Raw genomic sequence first — 24,740 nt, 5'->3', positions numbered from 1 at the left:
CTCTTACGGCCATGAACGCGATGAACAACGAACACATCACCCTGTCCCTCGGCCCGGCTTCCGGGCAGCGGCCGATCGTCATGCGCGGCCCGGCCGACATGGCTGAACTGTTGCCCTACTTCCTGGGGTTCTACCCCGACGACAGCATCGTCGCGGTCGGCCTCCAGGGCCCCGGCCTGCACCAGGGCGGGGTCATCCGGGCGGACCTCCCGGTCTCGCCCGCGGAGTGGCCCGCCGCGGCGGAGGAGACGGCCGCGCTGCTGGTCGCCCTCTCCGAGCGGCACGGTGGCCGGCCGCTCCAGGTGCTGCTCTACCTCTGCCAGGATCCGGCCACGGCGCACGCACCGCCGCCGGTGGAGCGGCTGCGGCCGCTGGCCGACGACCTGCGTGCGGCCTTCGGACGCAGGGGAGTGGCGGTCAAGGAGTCGCTGTGCGTCTCGGACGACCGCTGGTGGTCCTTCCTCTGCCGCCGACAGGGGTGCTGCGATCCGGCGGGCAATCCGGTGCGGCGCGGGCCCGATCCGGGACCGGCGGCCGCCGCCGCGACGGTGGCCGGCCTGGTGCCGCGCGGCAGCCGGAAGGCGATCGTCGGGGCGCTGGCCCCGATCGGCCCGCCGGACGACGAACCGCAGCGCGAAGCGCTCGTGCGGACCGAGCCGCTCGCCGGGGGCGTCTCCCGGGAGAAGGGCCTCGAACTGCTGGAGCAGGCCTTCGCGGAGTTCGCGGCCGGAGCCAGGGAACTCGACGAGGAGCGGACGGCCCGGCTGCTGTTCGCCCTGCGGGACCGCCTCATCCGGGACCGCGGCGTCGAGTACGTCCGGCCCGCCGAGCTCGCCCCCGCCGAGCGCCTCTGGCGCTTCCTCGCCCGCCGCGCCGTGCCGCCGTACGACGGTTGCGCGGTGGCCCCGCTCACCCTGCTGGCCTGGGCGTCGTGGGTCGCCGGGGACATGGCCACCGCCCGGGTGGTGCTCGGCCACGTCCTGCGGCTCTCCCCGGACTACCTGCTGGCCGAGCTGCTCTACGAGTCGATGAACGACGGCATGACGCCCGGTGCGCTGCTCGCCGCCGTCGAGGCCCAGCGGCGACGCCGCGAGGAGCGCGCGGCCACGGCGCAGTCCGGGCCCGAGCCGGAGTCCGCCCCGGAGCCCGGGCCCAGGGCCGGTGGCGAGCCGGTGCCGCCGGGGTCCGGTCAGGCCCCGGGCGGCGGGCGCCGACGGCGGCGGGGCGGTCGGCGCAGGGGCGGGTCCGCACCCGTGGTCCCGGCCGACCACGCTCCCGGTAGCCCGGGCAATCCCAGCGGTTCCTCCGCTCCCGGGGAACCGGGGCCGCAGCGGAGCGGCCCGGGGCCGGTCGCCCTGCTCCCGGTGCCCGGGTGCGGTCCGGTGACCGGGGCGAAGCCCGCCCGGGGCGTGCGGCTCGGCCGGGCGGGGGCCTGCGCCTCGGCCGCCTTCCGGTCCGGCACCGGGCTCCACCGCTGTCGGACCGGAAGGCATGCGGCGAGAGGAGCACACCGTTCCCACTGAACCGCTCGCCGCCCCACCGGTCGGAAGGCCGCTACGCCTCGCCGTGCGCCATCTTGATCAGTCGGTCCAGCACCTTGCCGCCGCTCACCCGCAGACCGTCGTGCTCCCACTCGTTGGTGATCCAGGTCCGCAGGCCGCGCACCGCGCGGGCGGTCGCCAGCGAGTCGGCGGTGTCCACGTACATGTCGTCGTGGTACACCGCCGCCACGACGGGCACGGTGTTGGCGGCCAGGCGCGCCGGGTCGTAGAGGTCGGGCCAGTCGGTGCGGGCGGCGAGCAGGTCCGCGGTCTCCCGCACCGGGCGCAGCGCCGGGTCGGTGTCGAACATCCAGGGGTAGATCATCTCCCCGGTGAACAGCACCGGAGCGTCGGTCTCCAGTGCCGCCCGGGCGTCGAACTCCGGGAACTCCTTGCGGACCCGCTCGGCCGACCAGGCCGTGCCGCCCTGGTCCACCGAACGCTGGCCGTAGATCGACTCGTGCAGCACGGCGTACAGCGGGCCCTCGACGAAGGAGAGCCGGGCCTGGACACCGGCCAGGAAGGTGTCGGAGAGCTCGGCCCCGGCCGGGCCCTCCACCCAGGCCTCCTCCAGCAGGTAGTGGAGGGCGCCGGAGCCGCTGCCGCCGCCGAGCATCATCCCGAGGGCCTGGAAGGCCTCGACGGTGAGCAGCCCGCCGTCCGGCAGGGTGGCGGGGGAGTCGGCGAGGTGGGCGACGATCCGCCGCACGGCCTCGACGTCCTGTGGGAAGCGGCGGTAGTGGTCCTCGTTCTTGCGGACGACGCGCGGATAGGCGGCGCGGTAGACGTCGTCGGCCGAACTGCGGAGGCCGGCGAGGCCGCCGGTGATGAAGGCCTCGGTCAGGCCCTCGGGGGCGAACGAGAGGTAGGTGAGGGTGCAGAAGCCGCCGAAGCTCTGGCCGAGCACGCTCCAGCGCTTGTCGGCGCCGAGCAGCCGGTGCCGGATCAGCTCGGCGTCCCGGACGATCGAGTCCGCGCGGAAGTGGGCCAGGTAGTCCGCCTGCTCCTGCGGGCCGCCGCGGCGGGCGAGGGTCTGGCGCGTCGCCGGCGTGGACCGCCCGGTGCCGCGCTGGTCGAGCAGCAGGACCCGGTAGTCGTCCAACGCGCGATCCAGCCAGGCGTCCCGGCCGAGCGGGCGGGCGGCCTTGCCGCCGGGGCCGCCCTGGAGGAAGAGCAGCCAGGGCAGGTCGTCCCGCTCGCGGCCCGATGCCACCACCTCGCGGGCGTACACCTCGATCTGCTCGCCCTCGGCGGAGGTGTGGTCGAGCGGGACCTGGAAGGCGTGGTCGGTCGTGACAATCCCGGGCAGTCGGCTGACGGTGGACATGCAACTCCTCGGTCTCTGCTGGTCACAGCGATTGCGTCGCGGTCCACGGGGTCACCGGGTACGGGCGCCGCGACCCCCGCACCGTATCCTGGCGCGGTCGAGCACCGGTTCGACCGCCCCCGTTCACCGAATCGGGCGGCGCCGGAGCCGGGCGGGGGGACGCGGACGGCCGGGGGACATGGCGGCACATCCCGCGACGGTCCGACGGAGGCGGCACGACCGCCCGGCGGGCCGAGCGCGAGCACCGGCGGCCGTGCCGGGCGTGACCTGGTGGCGGTGCGCGGCGTTCACCCCGGGGGCCCTGCGCGCGGGCGGCGTCCAACCGTAGTCCGGTCCCGGGTGGCCGCCCGGCGGCGCGGACCGTCCCGAGGGTGACCGCCGGCCCGTCGGGCGCGGGTCGCGAGGCAGGGCGCCACGGGCAGGCCGTCACAGGAGGGCGTCACCGGCAGGCCAGGGTGCGGGACCTGACGAGGTGCCGGGCACGACGACGTGCCCGACGCGAAGGCGCGGCTGCGGTACCCGCCCGGTACCGCACACCGCATGGCACGGCCCACCGCCGGGTACGGCCAGACTCGGCACACCGGCCGACGGGGCGAGCCCCGCCGGCCGGGCACCATCAGCACGCGATCGAGCATGCTCGCGGCCCACCGGCCTGACCGGCCACCGGACCGCCGAGGGGAGGAGAGTCCGGTGACCGCCATGAGGCCACTACAGGCCGCGCCGGCCGAGAGCGTGGTCGGCGCGCCCAGACCGGTCGGCCGCCCCGACCAGGGACCGGCGGGGCCCGCAGGCGCACCCATCGGCCCCGGACGGCCCATGGCCCCGCCGCGCCCTCAGCCTCCCGCCGTCCACCACGCGCTGCTCTGCGTCAACGCCCCCGCGATGGCCGCCTCCGGCCCGGACGGCCAGCTGCGCGGCCACGGCCTGCACGGCTTCTACCGCAACGGTGTCCGGGTGCTGGCCCGGATGGAACTGCGGCTGGGCGGCATGGAGCCGCTGCCGCTCCAGGGAACCCTGACCAGCTCCGCCCAGGCCCGTTTCCTCGGCGCTGTCCGCGTCCCCGGCGACCTCGACCCGGATCCGGCGCTCACCGTCGAGCGGCTGCGCCACGCGGACGGGGTGGAGACCGTCACCGTGCGCAACACCGGCGCCCGGCCGGCCCGGTTGCCGCTGGAGATCGCCCTCGGCACCGACCTCGGCCCGGTCGGCGAGATCGCCGCCGGACACCGCCCGCCCGACCTGCCCGGGCAGGTGCAGTCCGCCGGGCTGCGCTGGTCCGGCCCGGTGCACAGTGCCGTGGTCAGCGCCAAGCCCTCCCCGCACGCGGTCCTGGCCGGGGCCGGGGTGCTCCGCTGGGACTTGGAGGTCCAGCCCGGCGCCCGTTGGTCGGTCGAACTGCGCGCCGAGCTGGAGAGCGCCCCCGGCGGCCCGCGCCCGCCCGCCGGGCGTGGCACCGGCGTCCCGCTGCCCTGGGCCGAACCGGAGGTGCGCAGCGACGACCCGCGCGCCGCCCTGCTGGTCGACCGCTCCCTGGACGCCCTCGGCGGGCTGCTGTTCGCGGACCCGGACCGCCCGACCGACCTCTACCCGGCCTCCGGCGCACCCTGGCGCTTCGGCCTCGCCCCGGCCGACGCGCTCTGGGCCGCCAGGCTGACCCTCCCGCTCGGCACCCGGCTCGCGGCCGGCACCCTGCGCGCGCTGGCCCGCCGCCAGCAGCTCACTCCGGTCCCCGGCCGCACCGAGGGCCTGCTGCCGGGCGCCCTGCGGCACGGCGGCCCCGAACTGCCACCCACCTGCACGGCCACCGAGGCCACCCTGCTGTTCGTCACCGTGCTGGCCGAGGCCTGGCGTTGGGGCCTGCCCCGAGGGGAGGTCGTTGAACTGCTCCCGGCTGCCGAGCGGGCGCTGGCCGCGCTGCGCGAGGGTCTGGTGGACGGCTTCGTCACCGATCTGAGCCGACCGGCGCAGGACCGGGCCGCCCACCCGGTGGCCGCCCGCGCCGAGGTCCAGGCGCAGGCCCACCGCGCGGCACTGCACGGCGCCGAACTCCTGGATGCCTTCGCCAGACCGGGAGCCGAGGAGTGGCGGGACTGGGCCGCCGAACTGCGCGGCCGCTTCCGCGCGCGCTTCTGGGTCGACGACCTCTCCGGCGGCCGTCCCGCCGCAGGACTGGCCCCAGGCGGCCAGCCGCTGCCGGCCCTCGCCTCCTCCCTCGTGCACCTGCTCGACACCGGGCTCGCCGTCGACGGCGGCCGGCACGAAAGCCTGCTGGACCGCGAACAGACCCGGCTGTTCGCCCAACGCCTGGTCACGCCCGAACTGGACAGCGGCTGGGGCCTGCGAACGCTCAGCGCCAAGTCCCCCCGCTTCAACCCGTTGGGCCACCGTGGCGGCGCGGTGCGGATCCACGAGACGGCGCTGGCGATCGCCGGACTCGCCGAGGCCGGTCACGAGAACGAGGCCGGCACCCTGCTGGAGGGCCTGCTCGCCGCCTCCGCGCACTTCGACGGGCGACTCCCGGAGATGTACGCCGGGGACCAGCGCGCCCTCGGTTGCCCCCCGGTGCCGCACCCGGCCGCCTGCCGTCCGGCGGCGGTCTCCGCGGCCGGAGCCGTTCACGCGGTGTTCGCGCTCGCCGGAGTCCGACCCGACGTCCCGGGCGGCCGTGTCCTGGTCCGCCCGGCCAGCACCGCCCCGCTCGGCGAACTCGAACTGACCGGCCTGCGGGTGGCGGGCGAGCCCTTCTCGGTCCGGGTGAGCCGGATCGGGGTCGCGATGGTGGAGGAGGCGTCCGCCGAGCTGCAGCTGGTCGCTCGCTGACCCCCGGGCCCGGCCGCAGGCGCCCACGTCGCGCGCCGCCCGGGCCCACGGCCGCCCGTGCGCGAACCGTGCCGGGCGGCCACGGTCACCGGGGCTGAGCGCTCCGTGCGCGGGCCTGTGCTTATCGTCAGAGAGACGACTATGATCGTCGCCATGTCGCGCTACGATCCGTCGGCCTTCCCCCCGTTCGCTGTCACGGTTGACCTGGTGGTTCTGACGGTGCGCGACCACTCGCTCTGCGCCCTGCTGGTCAGACGGGGTGAGCCGCCCTACCAGGGGTACTGGGCGCTGCCCGGCGGCTTCGTCCGCCCGGACGAGGGCCTGGCCGAGGCGGCCTCCCGTGAGCTTGCCGAGGAGACCGGCCTGCGCGCCCACTCCGCCCCCGGCCACGAGGCGGTCGGCCCCGGCGCGGCCGGTGCCCACCTGGAGCAGCTGGCCACCTACGGCCACCCGCAGCGCGACCCCCGGATGCGCGTGGTCAGCGTCGCCTACCTGGTGCTCGCCCCCGACCTCCCGACCCCCCGGGCCGGCGGCGACGCCAGCAGCGCCCGCTGGGCCCCGGTCAGCGAGCTCCTCGGCGAGAGCCCGGCCGACGGAGTCCCGCTCGCCTTCGACCACGGTCTGATCCTCGCCGACGGAGTGGAGCGCGCCCGCTCCAAGATCGAGTACTCCTCCCTGGCCACCGCCTTCTGCCCGACCGAATTCACGGTCGGCGAGCTGCGCCGCGTCTACGAGGCGGTCTGGGGCGTCGTCCTCGACCCACGCAACTTCCACCGCAAGGTCACCGGCACCCCCGGGTTCCTCCTCCCCTCCGGCGGTACGACCACCCGCCAGGGCGGCCGCCCTGCCCAGCTCTTCACGGCCGGCGGTGCGACCGTCCTCAACCCGCCCATGCTCCGGCCCGACTCCTGAGCGCCTGGAGGGCGGGGCCCTTCCTCACCCGCACCCGGCTTCGCCCGGGGCGCGGCCGAACGGGCTCCTGCGCGGGGGCGGAGGTGAGGGCACCGGCCGCACAGTGGCGTTGGACGCTTCGGCCACCGGACCGAAGGCCTTCGACCCCGGGAGACCCGTGATGGCCACCAACGACGACTGCGTCAGGCAGCGGAACCTCATCGAGAGCCAGGTGGCGGACTTCAGGAGACTCAGCGCGACCGTCGCCACGACCGAGCGGCAGCTGGCCGCACTGAAGGCCGAGCCGCACCTCAATCCGGGCGCGATCATCTCGGTGCAGGAGACTCTGAGCGCCGAAGAGGAGCAACTGGCCGAGATCGCCGTCGCGGGCAAGGCCGCCGTCGAGGAGTTCCAGGGGGAGTGCGTCGGCCAGACGCTGCCGCCCGGTGCCGCGGAGTTCCTGCTGACCGGTCCGTCGACCCCGGGCCGGTTCGACGACGGCCCGCGGAGCACGCCGGCCCCGTGAATCGCAGGATCGGATTGTCCCCTGATCGGGTGAGGTGGGCGGGCGGCGGGCCCGTGGCGGTTCGGTAATGCCCGGAATCGGCGCTGCTGACCCCTAATGTGCTGGCGTCGAGCAGGTCGGCCGAGGGCATGGGAGCAGCCAGCGATGATCCAGATCACCGGACTGACCAAGGTCCGCCGCAAGGGCGCACCGCCCGCCGTTCTCGATTTGACCTTCGACGCCAGGCCCGGCATGGTGACCGTGCTGCTCGGCGACGAGGGGGCCGGCAAGTCCACCGCGCTGCGGCTGATGCTCGAACTCGAACGCGGCCAGGGCATCACGCTCTTCGACGGCCGCCCCTACCGCCGGATCCGCCACCCCGAGCGCGAGATCGGCGTGCTGCTGCCCGGGCCGGGGGAGGGGATCGCGGCGGTGGCCGGAAATCCGGGGCGCAAGGCGCGCGGCCACCTGCGGATGCTGGCCGCGGCCGTCGGTGTCCCCGTGCGGCGGGCCGACGAGCTGCTGGAGCAGACCCGGCTGGCCGCCGTCGCCGAGCAGCGGCTGCGCACCTTCTCGCCGGGCATGCACCGTCGGCTCTCGCTGGCCGCCGCGCTGCTCGGCGATCCCGGCACCCTCCTGCTGGACGCGCCCACCGAAGGCCTGTCCCCGCGCAACGTCGAGTGGTTCCACTCCTTCCTGCGCTCCTTCGCCGTCGCGGGCGGAACGGTGCTGGTGACCACCCGGACCCCGCAGGAGGCCGCGCAACTCGCTGACCGGGTGGTCACCTTGGACCTCGGCCGCCTGGTGGCCGACCAGCCGGTCGCGGAGTTCTGCCGGACCAGGCTCAGCCCCGAGGTGGCGGTTCGGGGGCCGCAGATGGCCCGGCTGGCCGACCTGCTGGTCAGCCAGGGCGCCGAGGTGCGCCCGGACGGCGGCGCGGGCCTCGCGGTGGCGGGCATCGGCCGCACCGAGATCGGCGAACTCGCCTACCGCAACGGGATCCTGCTCCACGAACTGGCCGACCGGGTGGTCGAGCAGCCGGTGCCCCGCGCCGCCCTGCCCGTCACCGCCGGACGCTCCGGACACCTCCGCCTCCGGCCGGAATCCGAGTCGGCGCACGAGTCCGCACCTGGGACGGCGCACGAGTCCGCGACCGGGACGGCGCACGGGTCGGCCGACGTGTCCACTGCCGAGGTCGTGCCGCCGACCCCGGGGTCGAGTACCGCACCGGAATCCCGGCCCACGCTCGCCGGACCCCACGCCCCCACCGTTCCCGAGCCCGCCGCGGAGGGCCGAACCCGCGACGACGCGGCGGCCCGGTCCACCCGCGCGCTGCCCGTCGTCGCCGTGCCGGCCGCCCTGCCCGCCCTCGCCGCGGCCCCGAAGCCGGATTCCGCCCCCGCGGCCGACCGGTTCTTCCGCGACCACCCGACTCCCGTCGCCCGCCCCGCCCGGTCCGCCGAACCCGTCCGCACCGGTCCCGCCCGCACCGAACCCGTCCGCACCGAGTCCGCGCACCCGCAGCGCCGCGAGAGCGCCGCCGACCTGCTCACCGACGACACCGTCCGCCTCGGCCGGATCACCACCGGCAAGGCCACCGCCACCCCCGACGACCACCGGAGCGAGTGAACCGTGCGTGTCCTGGCCTACGAGCTGCGCCGCCTGCGCGGCCTGCGTTCCACCTGGCTGCTGCTCTCCGCCGTGCTGCTCTGCGATGTCGTCGTGGCCGCCGTCCTGGCGAGCCAGGCTCCGGCCGGCCCACTGGCCGCCCCGGCCGGGGTGCGGCTGCTGACCGCCGCCGTCCCGCTGATCCCGCTGCCCTTCGCGGCGCTCGGCGCCGGACTGCTGGGCGCGCTCTCCTACGGGCACGAGGTGCGCCACCCGGGGTTGGCGGCCTCCCAGGTGACGTACTCGCGCCGGGTGCGGCTGCTGCTGGCCAAGCTGCTGGTGGTCGGCCCGGTGGCGGCGCTGCTGGCGCTGGTGACCCTGGTGCTCGACACGGTGGCCGTGCACCTCGCGCTGCCGGCCGGGGTGACGGCGGCGGCCAGGACGGATCCCGGGGCGCTGTCCGGCGAGGTGTCGGAGGCACTGGGTGCCGTCGGGCTGAGCGGTCCGGCCGACCTGCCGGGCGTGTTCGCCCCGGTGGCGCTGGTGGTGGGTCACGGGGTGCCGGCCGCGCTGCTGGCCTTCGTCCTGCTGGCCGTGGCGGCCGCCTGGACCGGCGTGCTGACCGCCTCGCTGACCCGCAGCGCCGCCGGCGGAGTGCTGCTGCTGTGCGCGCTGCCGCCGCTGCTGGAGTTCGGCGCCGCCCTGCTGCTGCGTCGGACCGGCCGTCCGTGGCCGACCAGGGCGGCGGAGCTGCTGCCCTTCCAGTCCGGCATCGAGTGGGCCTACGGCTGGGTGTACGGCGGAGCGCGCGAGGCCACGGCCGGGAGCGCGGCGCTGACGGACCCGGCGCTGCTGGCGGCGGTCGCGGCCCCCGCGGCGGCCCTGCTGCTGGCGGCCCTGCTCGTCCAGGCCCGCCGCCGTTCGCTGTAGACCCACCCGGACCGCCCGGGGCCGACCCCGGCAGTCGCCGCACCTCGCACCGGGGCCCGTCGCGTCTCGCGGCGGGCCCCGGTGGGGCGCCCCGGCGCCGCGCGCTGTCCCGAAGCAGCAAGATCGACCAGCAGTGACCGTAATGAGCGGTTCTTCCTGATAAGAAGTCAATTATCCAGTCACGGTCGATCACCCTTTCGTGTGCTTTTCACGAGAATTCTCAAGCTGCGCCTGTCGATCGCCGACAAAGGAGGCGTGAGTACCCTTGCGCACCCCCCCATGACCCCCGCCCGTTCCGCCGATGGGCCCATCCACGGCCCCGGCGATCTGGACCGCTTCTCGTACGCCGACCGGCCGACCCCGCCGGCGCCCCGCTGGGAGGGCGCCGAGTCCGACATCGGCCGGGTCGGCCGCAAGACCACCAGCAGCCGTGGGCGCGGTCTGCACGGCCAGCTGGTCCAGCAGCTCGGGCAGATGATCGTCTCCGGCGACCTCGGCGCCGACCGTCCGCTGGTGCCCGAGGAGATCGGCCAGCGGTTCGAGGTCTCCCGGACCGTGGTCCGCGAGTCGCTGCGCGTGCTGGAGGCCAAGGGCCTGGTCAGTGCCCGCCCGAACGTCGGGACCCGGGTCCGCCCGGTCGGCGACTGGAACCTGCTGGACCCGGACATCATCGAGTGGCGCGCCTTCGGCCCGCAGCGGGACGAGCAGCGGCGGGAGCTGTTCGAGCTCCGCTGGGCGATCGAGCCGCTGGCCGCCCGCCTCGCCGCCGGCCACGGCCGGGAGGACGTCCAGCAGCGGCTGGTCGAGCTGGTCGAGATCATGGGCCACGCCGCCGCCCAGGCGGACCTGTCCACCTACACCCGCGCGGACGCCGAGCTGCACGCCCTGGTCCTGCAGATGGCCGGCAACCGGATGCTGGAGCACCTGTCGGGGATCGTGTCCTGCGCGCTGCAGGTCTCGGGCGGTCCGGCGATCTCCTGCGAGCGCCCCTCCGAGTCCTCGGTCAGCCTGCACGCCCGGCTGGTGGACGCGCTGGGCACCGGCGACGGCACCGCGGGCGAGGCCGCGATGCGGGCGCTGCTCACCGTCCACCCCGAGATCGAGCCCTCCGTCCCAGCGCCCCGGGAGCACTGAGCGGGCTGTTCTCGGCGAGCGGGCGCGCCGGGCGCGGTCCCGCTCCTCCAGGGCCCTCCGGCCGCACCGCGCGGCGCAGTCGGAGGGCCTCTGCGCGGCGTCGACCGCCCGGGCCGGCCGTCCGGCCGCCTTCCCGGCGCGTCGGACCCCGCGACTGCGCCGGGCCACTGCCCCCTGCCACTGCGCCGGGCCACTGCCCCGCGCCCCTGCGCCGGGCCCCTATCCCGCGCCACTGCGCCTGGCGACTGCCCGCGCCGACACCGCCCGCCAGCGCGACTCGTTCATGACAACCGATTTCGCCGAGAGTGCGCGATGATGGATCCCGGCCCCGGGGCCGCGGGCGCCGAGCGGTGTGACCCGCGACACGAAGGCCATGCGTAACACTTGACGAGTAGCAGCGATGTGTCCTGAGCGGAAGCAGCTCCGGAATACTCCAACATGTCAGAATGCTGTGTTGGTCCGCGGCGCTGCTGCCGTCCTGCAAACCCAGTCCTCAAGCCCGAGTCGGTCGGAATCGACACCGCGCGTCCGGCGCGCGATCTCCTTCCCCGCCCGCTCGGGCGGCCGGTACGGGTTCGAGTCCACTCATCGTCCGAGAGGTTGTTCGTGTCGGCCAGCACATCCCGTTCGCTTCCCCCCGAGATCGCCGAGTCCGCGGCTCTGCTGGCGCTCATCGAGCGGGGCAAGGCCCAGGGGCAGATCGCCGGTGACGACGTGCGCCAGGCGTTCGAGGCGGACCAGATCCCGGTCACCAAGTGGAAGAACGTCATGCGCAGCCTCAACCAGGTGCTGATTGAGGAGGGGGTGGACCTCATGGTCAGCGCGGCCGAGCCGGCCGGCGCCAAGCGCAAGAGCGTTGCTGCCAAGAGCCCCACCAAGCGCACCGCCACCAAGGCTGTCACCACCCGGACCCCGGCCGCTCCGTCGGCCCCGACCAAGCCGCCCGTGCGGATCGCCCCCGGCGCCCCCGTCGCGGCTCCGGCCGTCGCGGCCGCCGCTGCGGCGCCCGCCCCCACGGTGTCCGCCGAGATCACCGTCGAGGAGACGGCCGGCGTCGTCACCGAGGTGAAGTCGGTCGCGGCGAAGAAGGCCGCCCCGGCCAAGAAGGCCGCGGCCAAGAAGACCGCCGCGCCCGCCAAGAAGACCGCCGCCAAGAAGACCACCGCCGCCAAGGCCGGCAAGGGTGGCGACGAGGAGCTGCTCGGCGACGAGGAGCTGCTTGAGGACGTCGCGCTGCCCGGCGACAAGACCGAGACCGAGGCCGGTCCGGAGGAGGAGTCGGAGGGCTTCGTCCTCTCCGACGACGACGAGGACGACGCGCCGGCCCAGCAGGTCGCCGTCGCCGGTGCCACCGCCGACCCGGTCAAGGACTACCTGAAGCAGATCGGCAAGGTCCCGCTGCTCAACGCCGAGCAGGAGGTCGAGCTTGCCAAGCGCATCGAGGCCGGCCTGTTCGCCGAGGACAAGCTCTCGGCCGCCGACAAGCTCGCCCCCAAGCTCAAGCGCGAGCTGGAGATCATCGCCGAGGACGGCCGCCGCGCCAAGAACCACCTGCTGGAGGCCAACCTCCGACTGGTGGTCTCGCTTGCCAAGCGCTACACCGGCCGCGGCATGCTGTTCCTGGACCTGATCCAGGAGGGCAACCTGGGTCTGATCCGTGCGGTCGAGAAGTTCGACTACACCAAGGGCTACAAGTTCTCGACCTACGCGACCTGGTGGATCCGTCAGGCGATCACCCGCGCCATGGCGGACCAGGCCCGCACCATCCGCATCCCGGTGCACATGGTCGAGGTCATCAACAAGCTGGCCCGCGTCCAGCGCCAGATGCTCCAGGACCTGGGCCGCGAGCCCACCCCGGAGGAGCTGGCCAAGGAACTCGACATGACCCCCGAGAAGGTCATCGAGGTCCAGAAGTACGGCCGCGAGCCGATCTCGCTGCACACCCCGCTGGGCGAGGACGGCGACAGCGAGTTCGGTGACCTGATCGAGGACTCCGAGGCGGTCGTCCCGGCCGACGCGGTCTCCTTCACCCTGCTCCAGGAGCAGCTGCACTCGGTGCTGGACACCCTCTCCGAGCGCGAGGCCGGCGTGGTCTCGATGCGCTTCGGTCTGACGGACGGTCAGCCGAAGACGCTGGACGAGATCGGCAAGGTGTACGGGGTCACCCGTGAGCGCATCCGCCAGATCGAGTCGAAGACCATGTCGAAGCTGCGCCATCCGTCCCGCTCCCAGGTGCTGCGCGACTACCTGGACTGATCGACGGCAGTACGCGACGAAGGCCCGGAACCGCACGGTTCCGGGCCTTCGGGCCGTTCGGGGGCGGTTCGTCAGCGTCCGGGTGGCCCGCGTCGCCCGTCCGGGTGGCGGCGCTGCGGGAAGGAGTCGCGCAGTGTAGTCGAGCACCTACGCTGTGCCGGTTGCCTGCTGCCGAGCCTTGTGGAGTCAAGGTGCTGACCGACCCGGACCGAGCCGACCTGCCGACCCCCGCCCCTCGCCGGGCCGCCCCGACCGCCGTGCCGACCGCCATCCCGACCGCCGTCCCGTCCGCGGCCAGGGCGGCGGCCAGGACGGACCGCCGTCGGCGCAGGGGCGCCCTGCTGGCGCTGCTCGCCGCCGTCCCGCTGCCGCTGGCCGCCCTCGGCACGGCCGCCCCCGCCGAGGCGCAGCGCCGGGTGGTCGGGGGAGACGCCGTGAGCACCGCCGACCGCCCGTGGATCGTGGCGCTGGCCAGCCGCCAGCAGTTCGGCAGTGGGCGCTCCGGTCAGTTCTGCGGCGGCGCGCTGGTCACCCCGACCAAGGTGGTGACGGCCGCGCACTGTTTCTACGACGAGTCCAAGAGGGGCCGGGTGGACCGGCCCGGCCTCAAGGTGATCGTCGGGCGGGACGACATGCGCGGCTCGGCCGGCCGCGAGGTGGCCGTCCAGCAGATCTGGATCCACCCCGACTACGACTTCACCGCGAACATGAACGACGTGGCGGTGCTCACCCTCGCCGAGTCCCAGGGCGCCCGGCCGGTGGTCGAGATGGTCGGCCAGGGCGACAGCGCGCCGTACGCGGCCGGGACCGATGCGCAGGTCTACGGCTGGGGTGACACCAGCGGTCGGGGCGACTACTCACCGGTGCTGCGCGGGGTGGACGTGCACATCGTCCCGGACCAGACCTGCGCGCACGCCTATCCGGGCGGGCCGGACGGCAAGTTCGACGCCCGGGGCATGGTCTGTGCGGGCGAGGAGAAGGGCGGCAAGGACGCCTGCCAGGGCGACAGCGGCGGCCCGCTGGTCGTGGCCGGTCGGCTGGCCGGGCTGGTGTCCTGGGGGACGGGCTGCGCCGAGGCCGCCCACCCCGGGGTGTACACCCGGCTGTCCTCGGTCACGGACGCGTTGCGCTCCGCGCTCTGAGCATTGCTGTGGGTGATGGCGCGGTGACGTTCTGACGCCGCGTCGGTGGAAAACAGCGAAGCCGGGTGGCCGGCCCCGGAGGGGCCGACCACCCGGCTCCCCGGTCGCGCGCCGTGCGCGACCGGACACAGCTCGACGCCGGCTGGTTGGGCGCCTGTGATCAGCGCTCGTCGTCGACGGCCGTCGCGGTGGTGCTGGTGGTGAGACGGCCGCTCTCGTCCTGTATCTCCACGGCGATCTTCTTGAGCTCGGGCTCGAACTTCCGGCCGTGGTGGGCGCAGAAGAGCAGCTCTCCGCCGCTGGCGAGTACGACGCGCAGGTAGGCCTGGGCGCCGCAGCGGTCGCAGCGGTCAGCCGCGGTCAGCGGGCTCGCAGGGGTCAGAACAGTAGTCACGTCGCCTCTTCTCTAGCTCGACGAGCTGTCGTACCAGGGTCAACATCCAACCAGGCCGAAAACGTTCCCGCTCGTGGCTTTTCTTCTCTGAGGATTCTGCTGTGTTGATGAGGACGTGCCCCGGGGGCCGGTGGTTCATGCGTGCCGAAAACCCGGGATCCGCCCATCGCTCGAACGTCCGATCGGGACCGGGGTCGAGGTCCGCGTAGCATAATCCTCTGCCGGGTTGGAGCATAAGCCCCGTCCCGGGCCCCGGTAGCCTGCATAACGGCAGTTCCGGAGCCTGAGCCGGACCCCACGATCCGCCAGGACCGGTGGTACCGGGAGGAGATGGCGCCCCCGGGGCCCACGGCCGGGTGCGGTCCTTGTTCGCGCAGCGCGTACAAGCTGCGCCGGGCCGGCCCGCCGTGCTGTGCACCCGTCGCAGGGGTGCGAGCACACGGAGCGACGACTGTCGGTGCGGCGTGCTGCACTGGCGGATGGTCCGGATGCGTCCGGATGTGACCGATGAGACAGAACTTCACCGAGGAGAGTGCCGCGTGAGTGCCGAAACGACCGTGCCGTCCGCGCTGCTGGCCGGCGACGACGGTTCCAACTACACCGCGCGGCACCTGCTCGTCCTGGAGGGCCTGGAGGCCGTCCGCAAGCGCCCCGGCATGTACATCGGTTCCACCGACAGCCGCGGTCTGATGCACTGCCTCTGGGAGATCATCGACAACTCGGTCGACGAGGCGCTGGGCGGCTACTGCGACCGCATCGAGGTCCTGCTGCACCCGGACTCCTCGGTCGAGGTCCGCGACAACGGCCGCGGCATCCCGGTCGACGTCGAGCCCAAGACCGGGCTGTCCGGTGTCGAGGTCGTGATGACCAAGCTGCACGCGGGCGGCAAGTTCGGCGGCGGCTCGTACGCGGCTTCCGGCGGCCTGCACGGTGTCGGCGCCTCGGTCGTCAACGCGCTGTCCGCCCGCCTGGACGTCGAGGTCGACCGCGGCGGCCACACCCACGCGATCAGCTTCCGCCGCGGCACCCCCGGCATCTTCACCGAGGCCAGCCCGGACGCGCCCTTCGAGCCCGCCAACGGCCTCACCCGGACCCGCAAGGTGCCCAAGACCCGCACCGGCACCCGGATCCGGTACTGGGCAGACCGGCAGATCTTCCTCAAGGACGCCAAGCTCTCCCTGGAGAACCTGCACAACCGTGCCCGGCAGACCGCCTTCCTCGTCCCCGGCCTGACCATCGTCGTGCGTGACGAGCGGCTCACCGAGAGCGAGCAGGTCGAGGAGTCGGTCTTCCACTACGACGGCGGCATCGCCGAGTTCTGCGAGTTCCTGGCCCCCGACAAGCCGGTCAGCGACGTGCTGCGGCTGCGCGGCGAGGGCACCTTCAAGGAGACCGTGCCGGTCCTGGACGACCTCGGCCACATGACCCCGACCGAGGTCACCCGCCACCTCGGCGTGGACATCGCGCTGCGCTGGGGCACCGGCTACGACACCACCCTGCGCTCCTTCGTCAACATCATCGCCACCCCCAAGGGCGGCACCCACGTCACCGGCTTCGAGCGCTCGCTGGCCAAGACCGTCAACGAGGTGCTGCGCTCCAGCAAGCTGCTGCGCGTCGCCGAGGACGACATCACCAAGGACGACGCCACCGAGGGCCTCACCGCCGTCGTCACCGTCCGGCTCGCCGAGCCGCAGTTCGAGGGCCAGACCAAGGAGGTGCTCGGCACCTCGGCGGCCAACCGGATCGTTGCGGCCGTCGTCGCCAAGGAGCTCAAGGCCTTCCTCACCTCGGCCAAGAAGGACCAGAAGCAGCAGGCCCGGGCCGTGCTGGAGAAGGTCGTCGCCGCGGCCCGCACCCGGGTCGCCGCCCGGCAGCACAAGGAGGCCCAGCGCCGCAAGACCGCGCTGGAGACCAGCTCGCTGCCGGCCAAGCTGGCCGACTGCCGCAGCGACGACGTCGAGCGCAGCGAGCTGTTCATCGTCGAGGGTGACTCCGCGCTCGGTACCGCCAAGCTCGCCCGCAACTCCGAGTTCCAGGCGCTGCTGCCGATCCGCGGCAAGATCCTCAACGTCCAGAAGGCCTCGGTGAGCGACATGCTCAAGAACGCCGAGTGCGCCGCGATCATCCAGGTGATAGGGGCCGGTTCGGGCCGCACCTTCGACATCGACCAGGCCCGCTACGGCCGGGTGATCTTCATGGCCGACGCCGACGTCGACGGCTCGCACATCCGCACCCTGCTGCTGACCCTCTTCCACCGCTACATGCGGCCGATGGTCGAGCAGGGCCGGGTCTTCGCCGCCGTCCCGCCGCTGCACCGGATCGAGCTCACCAACCCCAAGCGCGGCCAGGAGAAGTACCACTACACCTACTCCGACGCCGAGCTGCGCTCCACTCTGCTGGAGTTCCAGCGCAAGGGGCAGCGCTGGAAGGAGCCGGTGCAGCGGTACAAGGGCCTGGGCGAGATGGACGCCGACCAGCTGGCCGAGACCACCATGGACCCGCGCCACCGCACCCTGCGCCGGATCAACCTGGGCGACCTGGAGCAAGCCGAGAAGATCTTCGACCTGCTGATGGGCAACGACGTCGCCCCGCGCAAGGAGTTCATCGTGGACTCGGCGGCCACCCTGGACCGCTCCCGCATCGACGCCTGACGCACCCGGCGCGCGAGGGCCCTCCACCCACGGGTGGAGGGCCCTCGCGCAGCCGGTTCCACCCGGGCTCCACCCCGGCGCCGATCAGCGGGGAACGGTGGATCCGTAGCGTCGGAGAGGTCAGCGAAAGCCTCTCCCCGGGACGGAGAACCTCCCATGTCTGCCGTAGCAAACCTCCTCGTGATCGCCGCGGTGGTGGTCCTGGTGGTCCAGCGCCAGATGCGCGTCCAGCGCCTGGACACGGAGCGCCGCTTCTGGCTGCTGCCGCTGATCCTGGGCGTGCTGGCGCTGCGCGATCCGCAGATCATCGACCACCAGCACGCCGTGCTGTCGGCCACCCTGCTCGCGGCCGGACTGGTCGCCGTACTCGCCATGGGAACGGTCTGGGGCTGGACCGTCCGGATCTGGCGGGCCGACGACGGCAAGGTCCTGGTCAAGGGCACCAAGGCCACGCTGGCCGCCTGGGGCGGGATGCTCGCCGTCCGGATCGGCCTGTACGCGATCGGCTCGGCCCTCGGCGTCCACCAGGCGGGCAGCTCGCTGATGCTCGGCATGGCGGTCCTGCTGCTGGTCCGCTCGCTCGTGGTCAACTGGAGGGCCCGGACGCTGGATCCCGCGCAGGCGAGCGCCGTACTGCACTGACGGACCGCACCGATCGATCGCAGTGAGCACCGAGGAGGCACCCGTGGCCGGGTGGTACTGGACCCGCTGGCCGTCCCGGGAGGGGATGGAGCGCGACGCCGAGAGCCGGCCGCGGCGGGTCCTCACCGTGCTCGGCCGGCTCGTCCTGCTGGCCGTCGTCGGCTGGGGGACGTTCGCCGACGGCAGGTACACCGGCTGGGCGGTGGCGGCCGCGGCGGCCGGACTGGCCGCGGTCGCCACCCTCTGCGTGGGGTTCCTCCAGGCCAGCAGGGAGCAGCGCCCGGTCGCCTCCTACCTGTTGGCCGCCGTCCTGGTCGGGGCCGCCTGGCTGGCCGACTGGGGGAGGGCCTACACACTCGCCGACCTGGTCTGGGTGGGACTGGCCGTGATCGCGCTGGTCCGGCTGCCACCCGCGCCCGCGCTGGTCGTCGGCACGGCCTCGCTCGGCTCGTACACCGCGGCCAGCTGGGCGAGTTGGCTCAGCATCGTCGCCACCATCGGCGGGACCGCCCTGCTCGGGTTCCTGCTGCGGCTGGACATCGAGGCGCGCGGCACCGCCCGCCGGCTGCTGGTCCAGGAGCGTGCCGCCCGGGCCGCGGAGGCGGAGAGCGCGGCGCTCGCCGAACGGGCCAGGATCGCCCGGGAGATCCACGACGTGCTCGCCCACAGCCTCTCCGCGCAGCTGGTCCACCTGGAGGCGGCCCGGCTGATGCTGGACGCCGGGACGGACCGCGAGCAGATCCGCGAACGGGTCGTCGCCGCACGGCGGATGGCGCAGGACGGGCTGGTCGAGACCAGGCAGGCACTGTCCGCGCTGCGCGGGGAGTTCACACCGGTCGGGGAGTTCCTGGTGGAGCTGACCGGGCGGGAGCGGGCCCCGTTCATCGTCACCGGCACGCCCCGGCCGCTGGCCGCCGAGGCCGGTCTGGCGGTGCGGCGCACGGCGCAGGAGGCGGTGACCAACGTGCGCAAGCACGCGCCGGGCGCCCGGTGCTCGGTCGAACTGCGGTACCTGGACGACGCGGTGGAGCTGGAGGTGCGCAACGCCCGGGCGCCGCGCGGCCAGTCCGCGGGCGAGCCCGGCGAGCCGTCCCCGGGCGGGTCGCCCTCCCGTGTCCTGGCCGACAGCGGCAGCGGGTACGGTCTGCTGGGGATGCGCGAACGCGCGGAACTGCTCGGCGGCACGCTGCTGGCGGGCCCGGAGGACGGAGGGTGGCGGGTGTTGCTGCGGGTGCCGGCATGACGGCCGCGGTCACCAGGGTGCTGGTGGCGGACGACCAGACGGTGGTGCGCGAGGGCATCGTGATGCTGCTGGGGCTGCTGCCCGGCATCGAGGTGGTCGGCGCGGCGGCGGACGGGGAGGAGGCCGTCGCCCTGGTGGAGCGCCATCACCCGGACGTGGTGCTGATGGACCTGCGGATGCCGCGCGTCGACGGCGTCGAGGCGACCCGGCGGATCCGGGCCGCGCACCCGGGGACCGAGGTCGTGGTGCTCACCACCTACGCCGACGACGAGTCGCTGTTCCCGGCGCTGCAGGCCGGGGCGCGCGGGTACCTCACCAAGGACGCCGGCGGCGAGGAGATCGCCAAGGCCATCGCGGACGTCCGCTCGGGTGCGGCCGGACTCTCGCCGCAGGTCCAACTCCGGCTGCTGGAAAGGCTTTCGGAGGCTCCGTCGAAGTCCTCGTCGCCGGGCGTGCCGGGCGTTCCCGGTGCCCCGGCCGGGCCGGGTGCCAGCCGGGCCGGGGAGCTGCCGGACGGACTGACCGTCCGGGAGGCGGAGGTGCTCGCACTGATCGCCGAGGGGCTCTCCAACGCCGAGATCGCCCAGCGGCTGTTCGTCAGCCAGGCCACCGTGAAGACGCACATCAACAATCTGTTCGCCAAGACCGCGGTGCGGGACCGCGCGCAGGCGGTCGCGTACGCCTTCCGACACGGAATCACCGGTACGCAGCAGTAGTCGGATGAGCGTCCGTCAGATGATCGATCACCTCATCGAGTGAAGGTATCTGCAATGGTCAGGGACGGTGTCCGGCGCCCTCCATGATGGTTCGGGTCAGAACGCCCGGCCCGGCCCAGGAGCAGCAGTGCCACAGCAGCAGACCAGCAGTCCCGGCCAGGGGCAGCGATTCGACTGGTGGGCCGCTCAGGCCACCGCCACCGCTTCCGAGCAGGCTGCCGCGCCCCGCCGAACGGCCGTACCGGCCCAACCGGGGCCCGTCCGTCCGGCCGCCGCCGAGTCGACCGCCGCCACCGAGCCGGTGGCCGCCCCGCCCGTCCCGCAGACGGCGCCCGCAATGCCGCCCTTCGCCCCGCCCGTCGTACCGCCGGTACCGCCGCTTCCGGCGGCCGCCCCGGCCCCGGTGGCCCAGGAGCCGGCGCCGGTGAGCACCGCCGACAGCACCGAGGTCTACCGGAGCGTCCAGGCCAGCGCGGCCTTCCAGGACATCCGGCGCAGCTACCGCACGTTCGTCTTCCCGACCTGCGCCGCCTTCTTCGTCTGGTACCTGCTGTACGTCGCCGCCGACGCCGCCGTGCCCGGCGCGATGCGCAGCCCGGTGGCCGGCCCGCTCAACGTGGCCTGGCTGCTCGGCCTGCTGCAGTTCGCCTCCACCTTCCTGCTCACCTGGCTCTACGCCCGCAACGCCCGGACCAAGCGCGACCGCGTCGCCCTGGGCCTGCGCTGGGACACCCAGGACCAGCTGCGATGACGGCCACCACCGGCGTGATGACCACCGCCACCCCGCCCCCCGTCGCCCCCACCGGCCAGCACCACAGCCTGGCGGTCGTGCTGTTCGCCGTCATCGTCCTGGTCACCCTCGGCATCACCCTCTGGGTCGGCCGCCAGGGCAACGCCGCCGAGGACTTCTACGCCGGCGGGCGGGACTTCACCCCGCTGCAGAACGGCTTCGCGCTCTCCGGCGACTACCTCTCCGCCGCCTCGTTCCTCGGCGTCGCCGGGCTGATCGCCCTGTACGGCTACGACGGCGTGCTGTACAGCATCGGCTTCCTGGTCGCCTGGCTGGTCGTGCTGATGCTGGTCGCCGAACTCGTCCGCAACGCCGGCCGGTACACCCTCGCCGACGTCCTCGCGCTGCGGCTGCGCAGTCGGCGGGTGCGGGCGGCGGCCGGCGGTGCCAGCGTCGTGGTCACCCTGCTCTACCTGGTCGCCCAGATGGTCGGCGCCGGCTCGCTGGTCGCCCTGCTGCTCGGCACCGACAGCGCCCAGGCCCGGACCTGGACCATCATCGCGGTCGGCGCCCTGATGATCGTCTACGTCACGATCGGCGGCATGCGGGCCACCACCTGGATCCAGATCGTCAAGGCCTTCCTGCTGATCGCCGGCTCGGTGCTGCTCACCGTGCTGCTGGTGGTGCGCTTCCACGGCGACCTCTTCGCGCTGATGCGCCAGGCCGCCCAGCACAGCGGGGCCGGGCACCGCTACCTCGAACCCGGGCTCAAGTACGGCGCCAGCTTCACCAGCCGCCTGGACTTCTTCAGTCTCGGCCTGGCCCTGGTGCTCGGCACCGCGGGCCTGCCGCACATCCTGTCCCGCTTCTACACCGTGCCCACCGCCCGGGCCGCCCGCCGCTCCACGATGTGGGCGATCGGCCTGGTCGGCGGCTTCTACCTGATGGCCATCGCGCTCGGCCTGGGCGCCACCGCGCTGATCGGCTCGGCCGAGGTGCGGCACGCCAACTCGGCCGGGAACACCGCCGTTCCGCTGCTCGCCCTGGTGCTCGGCGGCGGCAACGGCAGCACCGGAGGGGTGGTGCTGTTCGCGCTGATCTCGGCGATCGCCTTCGCCACCATCCTCGCCGTGGTCGCCGGACTGACCCTGGCCTCCTCCGCCGCCTTCGCCCACGACATCTGGGCGGGCGCCTGGCGCAGCGGCCCGCGCCGCCGCCGCGGGGGAGAGGCCGCCGAGAAGCCCAGCGAACAGCAGGAGGTGGTGGTCGCCCGCTTCGCGGCCGCCGGCATCGGCGCGGCGGCGATCGTGATCAGCCTCTACGCCCAGCAGCTGAACGTCGCCTTCCTGGTCGGCCTGGCCTTCGCGGTGGCTGCCTCGGCGAACCTGCCGGTGCTGCTCTACAGCCTGTTCTGGTCGCGGTTCACCGCGCGGGGAGCGGTCTGGTCGGTGTACGGCGGACTCGTCCCGGCGATCGTGCTGGTCTTCTTCTCGCCGGTGGTCTCCGGCTCCAAGGTGGCGCTGTTCCCCGGCGTCGACTTCCACTGGTTCCCGCTGGAGAACCCCGGCATCGTCTCCATCCCGCTCGGCTTCCTGGCCGGGTGGATCGGGACGCTCACCTCGCCCGAGCCCGCCGACGCGGACCGCTTCGCGGAGCTGGAGGTGCGCGCCCTCACCGGTGCGGGCGCGGCCTAGGGCCGCGCCCCGGGAACCCCGGCGGGCTTGGGGCCGCCGGGGTTCCCGCACGTCCGGGGCGGGTTGCGCCGCGCGTCCGGGGGCGGACGCCCTACGCGCTCCGCGCGGCCAGCCCGTAGCGGTGCTCGGGGCGGCCGGTGTCGCCGTAGCGCAGGGTCAGCCGCAGCCGGCTGTCCCGTTCCAGCTGCTTGAGGTAGCGCTGGGCGGTCGAGCGGCTCAGGCCGGTGGCGTCGGCGACCTCCTGGGCGGACAGCGGCCGGCCCGCCCGCCGCAGCACGCCCAGCACCAGGTCGGTGGTGGGCGCCGAGTGGCCCTTCGGCAGCGCCCCGGTGGGCGCGCAGGCGCTGCGCAGGGTCGCGAACAGCCGGTCGACCTCGTCCTGGCCGGCCTCCCGGGCGGGCGCGGCCAGCGCGTGCCGCAGCTGGGCGTAGGAGACCAGCTTGTCCCGCAGCCCGGCGAAGGTGAACGGCTTCACCAGGTACTGCAGCGCGCCGTGCTGCATCGCGGCGTGCACGGTGGAGACGTCCCGGGCGGCGGTCACCATCATCACGTCGCAGGCCACCTGCCGTTCCCGCAGCCGGCGCACCAGGGCCAGGCCGGTCTCGTCCGGCAGGTGGTGGTCGAGCAGCAGCAGGTCGACCGGGCGGCGCTCCAGCGCGGCCAGGGCCTCCCCGGCGCTGTGGGCGGTGCCGGTGACCCGGAAGCCCGGCACCTTGGCCACGTACGCGGCGTGCACGTCCGCGACCCGGAAGTCGTCGTCCACCACGAGTACGTCGATCATCACGCCTCCACGAGCTGAGCGGTGAGCAGGGCCTCGGGGAGCTCCACGGTGAACCGGGCGCCGCCCAGCGGGCCGGTGTCGAGCACGATCCGGCCGCCGGTCCGTTCGACCAGCCGCCGCACCATCGCCAGGCCCAGCCCGCGCGGACGGTGCGCGGGCGCGTCCTTGCTGGTCCACCCCTCCTCGAAGACCTGCTCGCGCAGTTCCTCCGGCACGCCCGGGCCGCTGTCCGCGACCTGCAGCAGCAGGGTGGAGCCGGCCGCCGCCAACGTCACCTCCAGCCGCCCGCCCCCGCCCGGCACCAGCGCGTCCACCGCGTTGTCGATCAGGTTGCCGAGCACCGTCACCAGCGCCCGGGCGTCCACCACCGCGTCGGGCAGGTGCGCCGCGGGGGACAGGACCAGCCGCACCCCGCGCTCGCCGGCCACCGCGGTCTTGCCCGCGAGCAGCGCCGCCACGTGCGGGTCCTGCACCTGCTCGGCGATGCGGGCGGCGACCACGGCGTGCGAGCCGGACTGCTCCGAGATGAAGGCCACCGCCTGCTCGTGGCGGCCGAGTTCGAGCAGGCCGAGCAGGGTGTGCATCCGGTTGGCGTGTTCGTGGTCCTGGGCGCGCAGCGCCTCGGTCAGGCTGCGGGTGGTGTCCAGCTCGCGGACCAGCGACTCCAGTTCGGTGCGGTCGCGCAGCGTCACCACCGCGCCCTCGGTGGTGGCCGTCCGGTTGACCACCAGGACCCGGTCGTCCCGTACGGCGGGCAGGTCGGCGCCGGTGATCCGCCCGGTCAGCACGTCGGCCAGCCGGCCCGGCGGCAGCACCTCGGCGATCGGGCGGCCGGTGCAGTCCTCGGGCAGGCCGAGCAGCCGGACGGCCTCGTCGTTGGCCAGCCGGATCCGGCCGCGCTCGTCCAGCGCCACCATGCCCTCGCGGATGCCGTGCAGCATCGCCTCGCGCTCGACCAGCAGCGCGGAGATGTCGGCGAGCGCGATGTTGTGGGTGCGGCGCTTGAGCCGGCGGGCCAGGACGAGGGTGGCGGCCGTCCCGGCCGCCAGGCCCGCGCCGGCGCACAGCAGGATGCCGGTGAGCATCTTCAGCAGGCGGCGGCGGATCGAGTCGTCGCTGATGCCGACCGACACTTCGCCGACGATCCGGCCGTCCGCCGTCCGCAGCGGCACCTTGCCGCGGGCGGTGCGGCCCAGGGTGCCCTCCTGGATCGCGGTGACGCTGCGGCCGCCCAGCGCCGGCTCGGGGTCGGTGCTGACCCGCTGGCCGATCCTGCCCGGGTCGGTGTGCGAGAGGCGGATGCCGTCCAGGTCGGTGACCACGACGAAGCTGGCGCCGGTGGCCAGCCGGATCTGTTCGGCGTTGCGCTGCGCGGTGACGACGTCGCGGGTGTCGGCGGCCCGGGCGATCGTCTCGTCGGTGGCGGTGGCCTGGGCGATGGACAGCGCCCGCTGCATCGCGTCGTGGTCCAGTTCGCTGCTGACCGGGGCCAGGAAGAGCCCGGCGGTCACGGCGGCGACACCGAAGGTGACGACGGTCTGGCTCAGCAGGAGCTGGGCGAAGACCCGGCGGGGCCAGTGGGGGAGCTTCATCCGGGCCTCCTCTCGGGGTGGTGCGGGCGGGGGGTACCGGGGGTCGGGACACCCTATGTTTCCGGCGTGTTTCTGTCAGCCCGCGTCCCGCAGTTGTAGCGGAAGCAAAACGAGCAGAACACCCCTCAAGGCGGAGAAGTCGC

19 protein-coding genes are annotated in these 24,740 nt (G+C 74.1%); 15 read left to right on the top strand and 4 right to left on the bottom strand.

Annotated features, from left to right (window positions below; translation table 11 throughout):
* The first annotated feature begins 11 nt into the window (after positions 1 to 11).
* Positions 12 to 1,523, top strand: coding sequence for a DUF4192 domain-containing protein (locus tag ACZ6Z8_RS31960; protein ID WP_465613525.1), 1,512 nt, complete (start codon positions 12 to 14; stop codon positions 1,521 to 1,523).
* A 31-nt stretch (positions 1,524 to 1,554) separates the two neighbouring features.
* Here ACZ6Z8_RS31960 and ACZ6Z8_RS31955 read toward each other — a convergent pair whose 3' ends face one another.
* Positions 1,555 to 2,868, bottom strand: coding sequence for an alpha/beta fold hydrolase (locus ACZ6Z8_RS31955; RefSeq protein WP_465613524.1), 1,314 nt, complete (start codon positions 2,866 to 2,868; stop codon positions 1,555 to 1,557).
* Positions 2,869 to 3,567: 699 nt separating this feature from the next.
* Between ACZ6Z8_RS31955 and ACZ6Z8_RS31950 the strand changes: the two genes are divergently transcribed.
* The 8 genes from ACZ6Z8_RS31950 to ACZ6Z8_RS31915 all read left to right on the top strand — a co-directional run bounded on the left by ACZ6Z8_RS31950 (position 3,568) and on the right by ACZ6Z8_RS31915 (position 14,154).
* Complete coding sequence (locus ACZ6Z8_RS31950; RefSeq protein WP_465613568.1) at positions 3,568 to 5,688, top strand: amylo-alpha-1,6-glucosidase; 2,121 nt, start codon at positions 3,568 to 3,570, stop codon at positions 5,686 to 5,688.
* A 153-nt stretch (positions 5,689 to 5,841) separates the two neighbouring features.
* Positions 5,842 to 6,600, top strand: coding sequence for an NUDIX hydrolase (locus ACZ6Z8_RS31945; RefSeq protein ID WP_465613523.1), 759 nt, complete (start codon positions 5,842 to 5,844; stop codon positions 6,598 to 6,600).
* Between the two features lie 160 nt (positions 6,601 to 6,760).
* Positions 6,761 to 7,105: a hypothetical protein gene (locus ACZ6Z8_RS31940; RefSeq protein WP_465613522.1), complete on the top strand. Its 345-nt coding sequence runs from the start codon at positions 6,761 to 6,763 to the stop codon at positions 7,103 to 7,105.
* A 144-nt stretch (positions 7,106 to 7,249) separates the two neighbouring features.
* Complete coding sequence (locus ACZ6Z8_RS31935) at positions 7,250 to 8,713, top strand: ABC transporter ATP-binding protein (protein ID WP_465613521.1); 1,464 nt, start codon at positions 7,250 to 7,252, stop codon at positions 8,711 to 8,713.
* 3 nt (positions 8,714 to 8,716) lie between these two features.
* A complete protein-coding gene (locus ACZ6Z8_RS31930; protein WP_465613520.1) occupies positions 8,717 to 9,622 on the top strand; it encodes a hypothetical protein in 906 nt (301 codons plus the stop codon).
* Between the two features lie 201 nt (positions 9,623 to 9,823).
* Positions 9,824 to 10,756, top strand: a complete 933-nt coding sequence (locus ACZ6Z8_RS31925) for a FadR/GntR family transcriptional regulator (RefSeq protein WP_465613519.1) — start codon at positions 9,824 to 9,826, stop codon at positions 10,754 to 10,756.
* Between the two features lie 600 nt (positions 10,757 to 11,356).
* Positions 11,357 to 13,012 carry an RNA polymerase sigma factor gene (locus tag ACZ6Z8_RS31920; RefSeq protein WP_465613518.1) on the top strand — a complete coding sequence of 552 codons (1,656 nt, stop codon included), beginning with the start codon at positions 11,357 to 11,359 and terminating at the stop codon, positions 13,010 to 13,012.
* Positions 13,013 to 13,350: 338 nt separating this feature from the next.
* A complete protein-coding gene (locus ACZ6Z8_RS31915; RefSeq protein ID WP_465613567.1) occupies positions 13,351 to 14,154 on the top strand; it encodes a S1 family peptidase in 804 nt (267 codons plus the stop codon).
* 160 nt (positions 14,155 to 14,314) lie between these two features.
* On the opposite strand, the gene ACZ6Z8_RS31910 is transcribed toward ACZ6Z8_RS31915, so the two are convergent.
* On the bottom strand, positions 14,315 to 14,548 hold the full coding sequence (locus tag ACZ6Z8_RS31910) for a DUF7455 domain-containing protein (protein WP_030285403.1): 234 nt from the start codon (positions 14,546 to 14,548) through the stop codon (positions 14,315 to 14,317).
* A gap of 539 nt (positions 14,549 to 15,087) precedes the next feature.
* Here ACZ6Z8_RS31910 and ACZ6Z8_RS31905 point away from each other — a divergent pair.
* From ACZ6Z8_RS31905 to ACZ6Z8_RS31880, 6 genes are all read left to right on the top strand, one after another.
* Positions 15,088 to 17,199, top strand: coding sequence for a DNA gyrase/topoisomerase IV subunit B (locus ACZ6Z8_RS31905; RefSeq protein ID WP_465613517.1), 2,112 nt, complete (start codon positions 15,088 to 15,090; stop codon positions 17,197 to 17,199).
* Between the two features lie 156 nt (positions 17,200 to 17,355).
* On the top strand, positions 17,356 to 17,841 hold the full coding sequence (locus ACZ6Z8_RS31900) for a DUF1453 domain-containing protein (protein ID WP_465613516.1): 486 nt from the start codon (positions 17,356 to 17,358) through the stop codon (positions 17,839 to 17,841).
* Between the two features lie 85 nt (positions 17,842 to 17,926).
* Positions 17,927 to 19,084 carry a sensor histidine kinase gene (locus ACZ6Z8_RS31895; protein ID WP_465613566.1) on the top strand — a complete coding sequence of 386 codons (1,158 nt, stop codon included), beginning with the start codon at positions 17,927 to 17,929 and terminating at the stop codon, positions 19,082 to 19,084.
* Positions 19,081 to 19,800 (top strand): response regulator, encoded by a 720-nt coding sequence (locus ACZ6Z8_RS31890; protein WP_465613515.1) that lies wholly within the window; start codon positions 19,081 to 19,083, stop codon positions 19,798 to 19,800. Before ACZ6Z8_RS31895 ends, ACZ6Z8_RS31890 begins: the two co-directional genes overlap by 4 nt.
* Positions 19,801 to 19,927: 127 nt before the next feature.
* Positions 19,928 to 20,551 carry a DUF485 domain-containing protein gene (locus ACZ6Z8_RS31885; protein ID WP_465613514.1) on the top strand — a complete coding sequence of 208 codons (624 nt, stop codon included), beginning with the start codon at positions 19,928 to 19,930 and terminating at the stop codon, positions 20,549 to 20,551.
* Positions 20,548 to 22,224 (top strand): solute symporter family protein, encoded by a 1,677-nt coding sequence (locus ACZ6Z8_RS31880; RefSeq protein WP_465613513.1) that lies wholly within the window; start codon positions 20,548 to 20,550, stop codon positions 22,222 to 22,224. Before ACZ6Z8_RS31885 ends, ACZ6Z8_RS31880 begins: the two co-directional genes overlap by 4 nt.
* Before the next feature lie 91 nt (positions 22,225 to 22,315).
* Here the strand turns inward: ACZ6Z8_RS31880 and ACZ6Z8_RS31875 are convergent, their stop codons facing one another.
* Entirely contained in the window at positions 22,316 to 23,005 is a 690-nt protein-coding gene (locus tag ACZ6Z8_RS31875; protein WP_465613512.1) for a response regulator, read from the bottom strand.
* On the bottom strand, positions 23,005 to 24,597 hold the full coding sequence (locus tag ACZ6Z8_RS31870; protein WP_465613511.1) for a sensor histidine kinase: 1,593 nt from the start codon (positions 24,595 to 24,597) through the stop codon (positions 23,005 to 23,007). Before ACZ6Z8_RS31870 ends, ACZ6Z8_RS31875 begins: the two co-directional genes overlap by 1 nt.
* Between the last annotated feature and the right edge of the window lie 143 nt (positions 24,598 to 24,740).

This window comes from Kitasatospora sp. NPDC101108, from assembly GCF_055584725.1.
Note: the sequence above shows the minus strand (reverse complement) of the source record. Positions and strands in the feature narration are given on the sequence as shown.